The 11,768-nt window shown below is 54.6% G+C and carries 9 protein-coding genes; 7 read left to right on the top strand and 2 right to left on the bottom strand.

Annotation, left to right across the window (positions count from 1 at the left end; translation table 11 throughout):
* Nucleotides 1-49: 49 nt before the first annotated feature.
* Nucleotides 50-604, top strand: a complete 555-nt coding sequence (locus HMPREF6485_RS11425) for a hypothetical protein (protein ID WP_004346680.1) — start codon at nucleotides 50-52, stop codon at nucleotides 602-604.
* A 7-nt stretch (nucleotides 605-611) separates the two neighbouring features.
* A complete protein-coding gene (locus HMPREF6485_RS11420) occupies nucleotides 612-1,556 on the top strand; it encodes a nucleotidyl transferase AbiEii/AbiGii toxin family protein (RefSeq protein WP_004346679.1) in 945 nt (314 codons plus the stop codon).
* Between the two features lie 122 nt (nucleotides 1,557-1,678).
* Here HMPREF6485_RS11420 and HMPREF6485_RS11415 read toward each other — a convergent pair whose 3' ends face one another.
* Complete coding sequence (locus HMPREF6485_RS11415; RefSeq protein WP_004346677.1) at nucleotides 1,679-2,386, bottom strand: tRNA1(Val) (adenine(37)-N6)-methyltransferase; 708 nt, start codon at nucleotides 2,384-2,386, stop codon at nucleotides 1,679-1,681.
* 292 nt (nucleotides 2,387-2,678) lie between these two features.
* On the opposite strand from HMPREF6485_RS11415, the gene HMPREF6485_RS11410 reads away from it, so the two are divergent.
* The 5 genes from HMPREF6485_RS11410 (at nucleotide 2,679) to HMPREF6485_RS11390 (ending at nucleotide 10,984) form a co-directional block, all read left to right on the top strand.
* Nucleotides 2,679-4,034 (top strand): ATP-binding protein, encoded by a 1,356-nt coding sequence (locus HMPREF6485_RS11410; protein ID WP_044126436.1) that lies wholly within the window; start codon nucleotides 2,679-2,681, stop codon nucleotides 4,032-4,034.
* A 284-nt stretch (nucleotides 4,035-4,318) separates the two neighbouring features.
* Nucleotides 4,319-6,805, top strand: coding sequence for an endopeptidase La (gene lon, locus HMPREF6485_RS11405; RefSeq protein WP_044126435.1), 2,487 nt, complete (start codon nucleotides 4,319-4,321; stop codon nucleotides 6,803-6,805).
* Nucleotides 6,802-7,929, top strand: a complete 1,128-nt coding sequence (gene tgt / locus HMPREF6485_RS11400; protein WP_004343123.1) for a tRNA guanosine(34) transglycosylase Tgt — start codon at nucleotides 6,802-6,804, stop codon at nucleotides 7,927-7,929. Before lon ends, tgt begins: the two co-directional genes overlap by 4 nt.
* Nucleotides 7,930-7,953: 24 nt before the next feature.
* Nucleotides 7,954-9,204, top strand: coding sequence for an LptF/LptG family permease (locus HMPREF6485_RS11395; protein WP_004346672.1), 1,251 nt, complete (start codon nucleotides 7,954-7,956; stop codon nucleotides 9,202-9,204).
* Nucleotides 9,205-9,244: 40 nt separating this feature from the next.
* On the top strand, nucleotides 9,245-10,984 hold the full coding sequence (locus tag HMPREF6485_RS11390; RefSeq protein ID WP_004346671.1) for a DEAD/DEAH box helicase: 1,740 nt from the start codon (nucleotides 9,245-9,247) through the stop codon (nucleotides 10,982-10,984).
* Between the two features lie 304 nt (nucleotides 10,985-11,288).
* Here the strand turns inward: HMPREF6485_RS11390 and HMPREF6485_RS11385 are convergent.
* Nucleotides 11,289-11,768 (bottom strand): HU family DNA-binding protein (locus tag HMPREF6485_RS11385; protein ID WP_004346670.1); only part of this gene is annotated, 480 nt, incomplete at its 5' end.

The following is an 11,768-nucleotide window of genomic DNA, read 5'->3' as shown; positions in this document are numbered from 1 at the left end:
GTATCTTTGTGAACTGTAAAACCAAGAATATTAGATTTTCGTACCACAAATGTCTACAAAAAGCTACATACAGTCATCCCCAAGAACGGTCTTCACGCTGCCCTCCCTTTTGGTGGGCACCAAGGAAGCGGACTCCACGAAGATGACCAAACGCCTCAACTACTATGTGAGGAACGGGGAGCTCTTGAATCTGCGCAAAGGTCTGTATGCCAAACCGGAATACAACGAACAGGAGATAGCCTGCTCCATGTATGCCCCTTGCTACATTTCGTTGCAGTATGTCCTCCAGAGGGCCGGCGTCATCTTCCAATATGACAGCTGTGTGACCTCAGTAAGCTACCTGAGCAGGGAAATCACGATAGACGGCAAAATCTACAGTTACCGAAAAGTGAAAGAAGCCATCATCGTCAACAGGCAGGGAATCGTAACTGAAGACAATATCAACATTGCCAGTCTCGAACGTGCATTTCTCGACACGGTTTACCTTTATCCTGACTTCTATTTCGACAACACCGGCATTCTCAACAAAGACAAGGTGTTAGAGCTTCTGCCGCTATACATGAACAAGAAAATGGAAAAACGAGTATTGACCACTTTACTATAAGAAGAATATGGATATCAACAAGCACAAGTTCTTAATGCTGAGAATCTTGAAGGATATATTTACAGACACCCGCCTCGCCCCACTTCTGGCATTCAAGGGTGGCACTTCACTGATGTTCTTCTATGGGCTCCCGAGATTCTCAACCTACTTGGATTTCAACCTTCTGGACAGAACCAAGGAGCAGGCTGTCTTTGATAAGGTTGCCGCCATCCTTTCAAAATATGGCACGGTAGCTGATTCCAACATGAAGTTTAACGGCCCGATAGCGGTCTTGGACTATGGCGTGGGAGAACGCAAACTGAAAGTCGAGATTTCCAATAGGGAATACGGCAACCATTATGAGATGAAAAACCTTAGCGGCATAGACATGACCTTGATGCAGAAGCCAGACATGTTTGCCCACAAGCTCTGCGCCCTGCTGGACAGAAAGGGCATCACCGGGCGAGACGTGTATGACTGCTATTTCTTTCTCTCCAATAACACGCCCATCAACCAAGACATCGTGGAATACAGGATGGGGAAACCGCTGGCAGACTATCTGCAAGACTGCATAGAGGCATTGCGGAAATACTCTGACAAGGCCATTATGAGCGACATAGGAGAATTGTTGACGGAAAAGGACAAAGACTTCGTAAGAACGAAGATGCGGACAGAGACCATCAGCCTGTTGGGCTTTTTCAAGGATTATCCACTGATAGCCGAATATCCTGACAGCAAAATGCACGTGGAAGCGGCTGCCGTCTATGAACAAGGGGACGGGAAGTTCGCCGTCCGTGCCACCATAGACTCCAGAGAATATCCGGGAAAAGAAATGGCGGGGAGTGATGCCCAAGCATTCAAAGAACTTGGAAAAGAATCAGAGCAAGAGGCTTTCGGAAAACTGATGGCGAAAAAGTATTTTATCAAAGAATGGAATATGAATAACGGCCATCGGGATAGTGTTAAAAAATAAGCCGGCTCCTAAAAACGGAGTCGGCTTGCCGCACAAATATCATAAGCTGCCTTTTCGCAGATCCAACCGTAGTGAAAGGAACTTCTCCCTTACCCCCTAAAATCAAACCTGCGAAACTTAAATTACAGATAAAATTCGGCCGTGAGCCCGCGATACCACTCGGAGCGGATGCCGTCGGCCCGGGACATCACGCACTCTTCCTCGACCAGCGTGTCGGGGCGCAGGCGGGAGAAAGCCACGAGGCTGCGCTTCGGGGGCTTGCGGGGCGTGGTGCGCACGCGGGTGAGGCGGCTGACGAAGAGCCCGGTGATGGAGGCCTCGGCCGTGAAAGCCTCGAAGACCTCGGCGGGCACGATGGCCGAAAACACGCCGGAGGGGGCGAGTAGGGCGGCCACGCCGCGGAAGAGGTCGGCAAAAGGCAGCGAGTCGGCATGGCGGGCCACGGAACGGCGGGCGTCGGGATTCTTGAGCGAGTGGAGGAAAAAGGGGGGATTGCACACGATGCTGTCGAAAGAAAGCGGGGGAGAGGCGGCGGCCACAAACCCGGCAAGGGAGGAATGTGCCACCTCGATGCGTGGGCCGAAAGGCGAGTCGGCGGCATTTTCACGGGCCTGAAGGGCGGCATCGCCGTCGATGTCGATGCCCGTCACGTGGGCTTCCGGAAAACGCTGGGCCATCATGAGGGCAATGAGTCCGGTGCCCGTGCCGATGTCGAGAATGGAACGGCCGCCCGGAGCCCATGCCCCGAGCAGCACGCCATCGGTGCCCACCTTCATGGCGCAGCGGTCGTGGCGCACGCTGAATTGTCTGAATCTGAATCCGTCTGTCATGTGCCTGTCATCGCGGGATAGACGCGTCAATATCTCCACGCATGTAAAGATAACGGCGGAAAAGCGGGATTATTTTAAGGGCAGTTCTAAAATGTTGTGGCTGTAGAGTTGGCAAATCAATATGGGAAAAATGATAATCGCTGACTATCAATGGAAAAATATGTCTTGTTTCTTTTGCTTTTTCCTTGAAATCGTGTATCTTTGCGGTTGATAATTTCTTGATTTCGTGAAATATCGGCAAAGAATATTTCTTGAAATCGTGAAAGAAGCTGATAAAACGGATAGACATATTATGCTAAAAAGAAAGATATACGAACAGCTCCGGAACTGGAAAGCCACCAGTCAGGGCACAAGTGCTTTGATGATAGAAGGTGCGCGCCGAGTGGGAAAAAGCTTCATCGTAGAAGAATTTGCCAAGAGGGAATACGCCTCATATCTGTTCATCAATTTCACCACGGCACCGGAAGCGGTTAAGGATTGGTTCGGACAATACATGGACAATCTTGACCAACTGCTGATGAACTTACAGCTTTACTACAACAAACGGCTGGAATCGAGGCAGTCGCTCATCGTGTTCGATGAGGTACAAGACTGTCCCAAAGCACGAGAGGCCATAAAGTTTCTTGTGGCTGATGGACGGTTCGACTATATAGAGACGGGATCGCTCGTCAGCATCAAGAGCAAAGTCAAGGGCATCAACATCCCGTCGGAAGAGGATGTCATAGAAATGTTCCCGTTGGACTTCGAGGAATTTCTGTGGGCAATGGGTAACGATATGCTTATGGCGCATATCAAGGATTGTTTCATCCGGCAGCAGCCCATAGGACAACAGATGCACCGCAAGGCGATGGATATTTTCCGACTTTACATGGTGGTTGGCGGGATGCCACAGGCCGTGCAAGAATATGTGAACAGCAAAGACTTTGAAAAAGTAGAGGCTGTGAAACACCGCATCCTGACCCTCTACCGCAACGACATACGTAAGTACGCCGACAAGGAAGAGTTGAAGGTTACTGCCATCTTTGATGAAATACCGGGGCAGCTTCAAAAGCATGAGAAGAAGTTCACGCTGGCCACTCTCGGGAGCGACGCGAGAATGCGCGACTACCAGAATGCTTTCTTGTGGCTGTCTGACGCGAAAATCATCAACTGCGCCTTTAACACGACAGAACCGAGCTTTGGACTGCGGCTGAACGATGAGCGATCCACGCTGAAATGTTACATGGCCGACACGGGGCTGCTCATATCACATGCTTTCGACGAGAACGGGAAAGTGCCTATCGAGGTCTATCAGAAGCTCATCTTGGGCAAACTGGAAATCAACGAAGGAATGATTGTGGAGAATATCGTGGCGCAAATGCTTACGGCTTCGGGGCACCGACTGTACTTCTACAGCAACCCTGACCGGGAGAATAAGGATAATAGGATGGAAATAGACTTTCTGATTGCCAAGTCCAAGATTACGGGCAAGCACAACATTTCGCCCATAGAGGTGAAATCGGGCAAGAACTATGCCCTGACATCCTTGAAGAAGTGCATCAAGAAATATCACGACTATCTCTCCACACCCTATGTCACCCACACGCGCGACCTGATGCTGGCCGACGGAATCGTCTACATCCCCCTGTATATGATCCCTTTGCTCTGATAGGATCAAAATGGTCAAGAAAAGACACAGGCACATGACAAACCGAATCTGTCTGTCATGTGCCTGTCATCGCGGGATAGGCGCGTCAACATCTCCACGCATGTAAAGATAACGGCGGAAAAGCGGGATTATTTTAAACATTTTACGTTTTTGTCTCCTTATTTAATTAAAAACTCGGGCCGCCGTGGCTGTATCTCACCGAAAATTAGTAACTTTGCACGCCGATAAAAACAAGAAATCAAGGAAGAGAAAAAATATAAGTGAACATGGATATCAAACTCAATATGAACACAAGAAGCAACACCAGTGTGCAGATGATAGCCGACTTTGACGGCGACGCATCGATGCTCATGGAGGAACAGCCGGCGGGGGACTATCCCATACTCACGACGCGCAACATCGTGATGTTTCCCACGGTGCTCACCCCCATTCTCGTGGGCCGCACGCCGAGCCTCAATCTGCTCAAAAGGCTGGAGAACCATCCGGGAGAGGTGTTCACCGTGTTCAGTCAGAAAGACAGCAACGTGGACGACCCGGGTATGAAAGACCTCTATCCCGTGGGCGTGTTTGCAAGGCTCATCAAGGTGATCGATATGCCCACCCAGCCGGGGGCCACCAGCAAGACGGCCATCATCCAGGGGCTGGGGCGGTGTACGCTCGCCGACCTCAAGAGGAAGCGTCCCTACTACATGGGCACCGTAGAGCCCAGAGACGAGGAGTTTCCCGCCGAGGGCGACAAGGAGTTTGACTCGGTCATCGAACTGCTGCGCTCCACCACCCACGACTATATCGCCAACAACGAAAACATACCCAACGAGTCGGAATATGCCTTGAGCAACATCCAAAACAAGGTGATGCTCGTCAACTACATCTGCGGCAACATGCCCTTCCCGGTGAAAGACAAGTTCAAGTTGCTCAAGCAGGACGCAATTCTCGCGAGGGCCTACGAGACACTGAAGATAGAAAACCGCGAACTGGAGTTCTTCAAGATACAGAACAACATCCGGCAGAAAACCCACTTCGACATCGACGAACAGCAGAAGGAATACTTCTTGCAGCAGCAGATGAAGAATATCAAGGAAGAGTTGGGAGGAAGTACGGGAAGCCCCGAGCGCGCAGAGCTGACGAAAAAAGCACTCACAAAAAAATGGCCCGAAGCCATTGCGGATACATTCAACAAGGAGATGGACAAGCTCGACACGCTCAATCCGCAGAGTCCGGACTACAGCATACAGCTCAACTATCTCCAGACGATGGTGGCACTGCCGTGGGGGGAATGCTCGAAAGACGACCTCAACCTCACACGGGCTGCCAAAGTGCTCGACCGCGACCACTACGGCATGGAGAAGGTGAAGGAGCGCATCCTCGAATACATCGCCGTGCTCTCGCTGCGCGGCGATCTCAAGTCGCCCATCCTCTGCCTCTACGGGCCTCCGGGAGTGGGCAAGACATCGCTGGGCAAGAGCATCGCCTCGGCCTTGAAGCGCAAGTATGTGCGCATGTCGCTGGGAGGAGTACACGACGAAGCCGAGATCCGCGGCCATCGCCGCACCTACGTGGGGGCCATGCCCGGCCGCATCATCAAGAGCATACAGAAGGCGGGGACATCCAATCCGGTGTTCATCCTCGACGAGATAGACAAGGTGACGCAGAGCACCATCAACGGCGATCCGTCGTCGGCCTTGCTCGAAGTGCTCGACCCGGAACAGAACAATGCCTTCCACGACAACTATCTCGATGTAGACTACGACCTGTCGAAGGTGCTCTTCGTGGCCACGGCCAACGACCTCAACACCATTCCCCGGCCGCTGCTCGACCGCATGGAAGTCATCGAGGTGAGCGGATACATCACCGAGGAGAAGACGGAAATAGCGCGGCGTCACCTCGTGCCGCGTGAACTGGATGCCACGGGACTGGACAAGGTGACGCCGAAAATCAAATTCAGCAAACCGGCATTGGAGAAAATCATCGAGCAATACACCCGCGAGAGCGGCGTGAGACAGCTGGAGAAGCAAATCAACAAGGCACTCCGCAAGATAGCCTACCGCAAGGCCATGGACAGCAGTCTGGAGATACCCAACATCACGCCGGCCGAACTGGAAGACCTGTTGGGCAAACCGCCTTTCTACCGCGACATCTATCAGGGCAACGCCTACGCCGGCGTGGTGACCGGACTGGCGTGGACCAGCGTGGGCGGAGAGATACTCTTCATCGAGACTTCGCTCAGCAAAGGGAAGGCCGGCAAGCTCACGCTCACTGGCAACTTGGGAGAGGTGATGAAAGAGAGTGCCGTGATAGCCCTCGAATATGTCAAGGCGCACATAGACAAGCTGGGGGTGGATTATCACATTTTCGATCAGTGGAACATCCATATCCACGTGCCCGAGGGAGCTACGCCGAAAGACGGCCCGTCGGCCGGCATCACCATCGCCACCTCCATCGCCTCGGCACTCACGCAGCGCAAGGTGAGGAAAAACACGGCCATGACCGGCGAAATCACTCTCCGGGGCAAAGTGCTGCCTGTGGGGGGCATCAAAGAGAAAATCCTCGCTGCCAAGCGGGCCGGCATCACAGACATCGTGATGTGCCGGGACAACCGCAAGGACATCGAGGAGATTCCCGAAGAGTATCGCAAGGGAGTGGAATTCCACTATGTGGAGAACGTGCAGGACGTGTGGGACTTCGTGCTCACCGATGAGTTGGTGGACAATCCCGTAGACCTCACCGTGAAGGAGGAAGAAACGAAAGGGGAGAAGGAGGGTGCCAAATGACCTTTGAGCTGCAACACACCGATCCGTCGTCGGATGCCCGCGCCGGCATCATCACCACCGACCACGGACCAATCAAGACTCCCATCTTCATGCCCGTGGGCACTTGCGGTTCGGTGAAAGGCGTACATTTCAGCGAATTGCGCGAGCAGGTGAAAGCCCAAATCATCCTCGGCAACACCTATCATCTCTATCTGCGCCCGGGACTCGACGTGCTCCGCAAGGCCGGGGGCCTGCACGGCTTCAACGGCTGGGAGCGCCCCATCCTCACCGACTCGGGCGGATTTCAGGTGTTTTCGCTCACCGGCATCCGCAAACTGCGTGAGGAGGGATGCGAGTTCCGTTCCCACATCGACGGCAGCAAGCACTTCTTTACGCCCGAGAATGTCATGGACACAGAGCGCGTCATCGGAGCCGACATCATGATGGCTTTCGACGAATGCCCTCCGGGACAGAGCGACTACCGCTATGCCAAGGAGAGTCTGGCCCTGACCCAGCGGTGGCTCGACCGGTGCATCAAGCGTTTCAACGAGACCGAACCGCTCTACGGCCATCGCCAGAGTCTGTTCCCCATCGTGCAGGGCTGCACCTACAAGGACCTCCGAGAGGAAGCCGCCAAGTTTGTGGCCGACAAGGGGGCCGACGGCAATGCCATTGGCGGACTGGCCGTGGGTGAACCCACCGAGGTGATGTATGAGATGATCGAGGTGGTCAACGGGATTCTGCCCAAGGACAAGCCGCGCTACCTCATGGGCGTGGGCACTCCGCAGAACATCCTTGAGGCCATCGAGCGGGGGGTAGACATGTTCGACTGTGTGATGCCCACCCGCAACGGGCGCAACGCCATGCTCTTCACCTACGAGGGCACGATGAACATGCGCAACAAGAAGTGGGAGGACGATTTTTCGCCCGTAGACCCCGACGGATGCGACATCGACCGCATCACCACCAAGGCCTACCTCCACCACCTGTTCAAGGCGCAGGAACTCTTGGCCATGCAGATAGCCTCCATCCACAATCTTGCTTTCTATCTGCGACTGGTGGGCGATGCCCGCCGGCACATTGAGCAGGGCGACTTTGCCCGGTGGAAGGCCGGTATCATCAGCCAACTGGGCCGCAGAGTGTAAACCGATTTCGACAAAGATGGAAAGATGGAAATAAAGAAAATCAGAAAGCATCGCAGATTTTTCCGCGCCCGGCGTTCGCTTGACCGTCGCCACCGGCAGCTGTCCGGACTGCTCGCCCGCTTTCAACCCCTGCTCGGGTGGCTGAGGAAACACCTTGGCTTCCTGCGCTTCTTGAATCCCAAGCGTTATGTCAAGATTCTGGACTGGTATATCATCAAGAAGTTCATCGGCACCTATTTCTTCTCCATTGCCCTGATCATCTCCATTGCCATAGTCTTCGACTTCAACGAGAATCTCTCCAAGTTCACGCAGTATCATGCCCCTTGGCGAGCCATCATCTTCGATTACTATGCCAATTTCATCCCCTACTATTCCAATCTTTTCAGTCCGCTTTTCGTCTTCATCGCCGTCATCTTCTTCACCTCCAAGTTGGCCGGCAACTCGGAGATCATCGCCATGCTGGCCGCCGGCGTCTCCTTCAAGCGTCTCATGCGCCCCTACATGATTTCGTGTGTGCTTATCGCCGCCCTCACCTACTATCTCGGGGCCTACGAGATACCCCACGGCACGGTGATACGCCAAGATTTCGAGGCACTCTACCGCAACAACACCAAGAACACGGCGGCCGACAATGTGCAGTTGCAAGTGGATAAAGGCGTGATAGCCTACATCCAGCACTACGACAACAACACGAAGAAGGGCTACGGCTTCAAACTCAACAAGTTTGAGGACAAGAAGCTCGTGAGCGACCTCACGGCTATGGAGGTGCAATATGACACCATCTCCGACACCAAGTTCCACTGGCGTATGCGCAACTGGAAGCAGCGCAAGTTGCAGGGACTCAAGGAGCACATCACCAGCGGTGCCGAGAAAGACACGGTCATCCTCATGGAGCCTACCGACCTTGTCTATTCCAAAGGCCAGCAGGAGACATTCACCAGTCCCGAACTGCGCGAATACATCTCCAAGCAAATCGACCGCGGATCGAGCAACGTGGTGCAGTATCAGGTGGAATACCACAAGCGCATTGCCACCTCCTTCGCCTCGTTCATCCTCACGGTCATCGGCCTCTCGCTCTCTTCGCGCAAGCGCAAGGGCGGCATGGGGCTCTATCTGGGTCTCGGTCTGGCCTTGAGTTTCGGCTACATCATGCTCCAGACCGTTTCGGCCACGTTTGCCATCAATGCCGGCGCACCACCGATGCTCGCGGCATGGACACCCAACATGGTGTTCGCCATTGTGGCCTATTTTCTCTATCGGAAGGCTCCGAAATAATAACACAACATTCATTTTAAAACAGAAAAAACAAGAAATAATGTATTTTGACGAGTTAGACTTAAACGACAATGTGCTCGACGCGCTCTATGACATGCGTTTCGATTCGTGCACACCGGTTCAGGAAAAGTGTATCCCTGAAATATTGAAAGGTAACGATGTGCTCGGCGTGGCACAGACCGGTACCGGCAAGACGGCCGCCTATCTGCTGCCCATCTTGAGCAAGCTCGACGACGGCGGCTATCCTAAGGATGCCATCAACTGTGTCATCATGTCGCCTACGCGCGAACTGGCACAGCAAATCGACCAAGCCATGCAGGGCTTCGGCTACTACCTCAATGGGGTGAGCAGCGTGGCTGTGTATGGCGGCAACGACGGCAACCGTTACGACCAAGAACTCAAGAGTCTCCGTCTCGGGGCCGATGTGGTGATTGCCACTCCCGGCCGCCTCATTTCCCACATCAGTTTGGGCAATGTGGACATGAGCAAGGTGAGCTATTTCGTGCTCGACGAAGCCGACCGTATGCTCGACATGGGCTTCTCCGAAGACATTCTCCAGATAGCCAAACTGCTGCCCGACACGTGCCAGACCATCATGTTCTCGGCCACCATGCCCGCCAAAATCGAAGAACTGGCCAAGACGCTGCTCAAGAATCCGGTCGAGATCAAGCTTGCCGTGAGCAAACCCGCCGAGAAAATCAAACAGGAAGCCTACGTGTGCTACGAGACGCAGAAGCTGGGCATCATCAAAGACATCTTCAAGGCCGGCGATCTCAAGCGCGTCATCATCTTCTGCGGCAGCAAGATGAAGGTGAAGCAGGTCAACGCCGCCCTCCAGCGCAAGCACATCAACTGTGGCGAGATGCACTCCGACCTCGAACAGGCCGAGCGCGACGACATCATGTTCAAGTTCAAGAGCGGACAGCTTGACGTGCTGGTGGCCACCGACATCGTGGCCCGCGGCATCGACATCGACGACATTGCCATGGTCATCAACTACGATGTGCCCCACGACGCCGAAGATTATGTTCACCGCATAGGCCGCACCGCCCGGGCCGACCGTGACGGACGGGCCATCACGCTCGTGAGTGAAGACGACATCTACCACTTCCAGCAGATAGAGAAATTCCTTGAGAAGGAAGTGGAGAAGATCCCACTGCCCGCCGACTTGGGCGAGGCCCCTGAATATACCCGTCAGAGCAGGCCCTCAAAGGGGCGCACAACGGCCAAGAGCCGCCGGCGCAAAGACCGCGACCAGCAGGCCCACCGCCACAAGCCCAACAACCAGCGCCGCCCGGCCCGGCCTGAGCAGGACAAGGAGCGGGAAGCTGCCCGGCCTGCCAACGCCACCGAACAATCTGCCGGTGACAAGCCGCGCCGCAACCGTCGCCAGAGTGAAGCGCGCCTCGCAGAGGGAAAACCGACGGAAGAAAAGCAGACCGAAGGTAACCCCACTGCCAACCGGCAACCCCGGCAGGAAAGCGACCGGCAGCCCGACAAGTCGGGACGCGGCAACCGCAATCGCCGCAACGCCAAGTCGGCCGGTGGCGACAGCAACCGCAATGGCAACCGTCCCGCTGATGCAGAGAATCGCATGGATGCCGACAAACCGCGCCGCAGCAACAATCGCAACCGGAAACGTGGCAATGGGCGTGACCGCCGTCAGGACGAAAACCGCACCGCCTCCTCTGCACGGAGCATGGAGCCGGGCACTCCCCGAAAGCCCGAGGGCACTTTCAAGATGTTCTTCAAGCGCATCCTCGGCATCAAGAGGCGGTAACCGGCCTTTGAGAGGTCAAAAGAGATTTTTCTTTGGGGGAGTTAAAGGAGAGCGAAAAGCCTCCGGCAGCAGTAAATTCAGCTATGATCCATTGTCCTAACTCCCTTGACTCCCTCTAACTCCCAAAAAGAAAAGAGAAGCGCACCCGGGTGCGCTTCTCTTGTTTTTGATGCTCATCCGATGATTCCCGCAGCATCAGCGCCCAGAGCACCGAGGGCACCGGCCAGTGCGGCCACCAGCACCTTGAGCAAGGCCATCCAGTGGTTGGAGTGAAGTGTCTTCATCTGTCCGTTCCTCCATTCCTTTAGGCGTGATGCTCTTCTGAGGTGCCGGCGGGAGCCGAAGGATCGGCCTTCTTCCCGGCCTTGTCCTTCTTTTTGTCCACCCGGTAGTCGGCATATTCCTCCACCTTGCAGCCCGTGAGGAAAGAGCGGGTGCGCTTCTTGTCGGCGCTGATCTTCACCTCCGGCTGGAAGAGCACGTGCAGGCCTTTCACATGCTTGCCCACGTTGAAGTCCTTGGCCGTATCGGCAGGGGCCGAAGTGATGCCGATCTTGAAGCTGCCAAACTTGTCCAACTTCACGCGCTGTCCGTTCTGCAAGGCCGTCTGCATGGTCTCCACCAGTTCCGAGATCACGGCGATGATGTCACTGCGTTTCAGCGTGCAGTTGCGCTGCATCGTCTCGGCCAGTTGGTCGGTGGTCACAAGGCCGTCGGCAGCCGCACGGGCATACCACTTGCCCTTGGTGGAAGATCCTTCACGCTTGTTCTGATACAATTTGTA

Origin of the sequence: Segatella buccae ATCC 33574, assembly GCF_000184945.1 — a bacterium.
In the GTDB taxonomy this organism is placed as follows: domain Bacteria; phylum Bacteroidota; class Bacteroidia; order Bacteroidales; family Bacteroidaceae; genus Prevotella; species Prevotella buccae.
Note: the sequence above shows the minus strand (reverse complement) of the source record. Positions and strands in the feature narration are given on the sequence as shown.

What these genes read in the sequence shown, in the direction of transcription:
- HMPREF6485_RS11425 (WP_004346680.1), top strand. Translation starts at nt 50, where the DNA reads ATGTCTACAAAAAGCTACATACAGTCATCCCCAAGAACGGTCTTCACG.
- HMPREF6485_RS11420 (WP_004346679.1), top strand. Translation starts at nt 612, where the DNA reads ATGGATATCAACAAGCACAAGTTCTTAATGCTGAGAATCTTGAAGGAT.
- HMPREF6485_RS11415 (WP_004346677.1), bottom strand. Translation starts at nt 2,386, where the DNA reads ATGACAGACGGATTCAGATTCAGACAATTCAGCGTGCGCCACGACCGC.
- HMPREF6485_RS11410 (WP_044126436.1), top strand. Translation starts at nt 2,679, where the DNA reads ATGCTAAAAAGAAAGATATACGAACAGCTCCGGAACTGGAAAGCCACC.
- lon (WP_044126435.1), top strand. Translation starts at nt 4,319, where the DNA reads ATGAACACAAGAAGCAACACCAGTGTGCAGATGATAGCCGACTTTGAC.
- tgt (WP_004343123.1), top strand. Translation starts at nt 6,802, where the DNA reads ATGACCTTTGAGCTGCAACACACCGATCCGTCGTCGGATGCCCGCGCC.
- HMPREF6485_RS11395 (WP_004346672.1), top strand. Translation starts at nt 7,954, where the DNA reads ATGGAAATAAAGAAAATCAGAAAGCATCGCAGATTTTTCCGCGCCCGG.
- HMPREF6485_RS11390 (WP_004346671.1), top strand. Translation starts at nt 9,245, where the DNA reads ATGTATTTTGACGAGTTAGACTTAAACGACAATGTGCTCGACGCGCTC.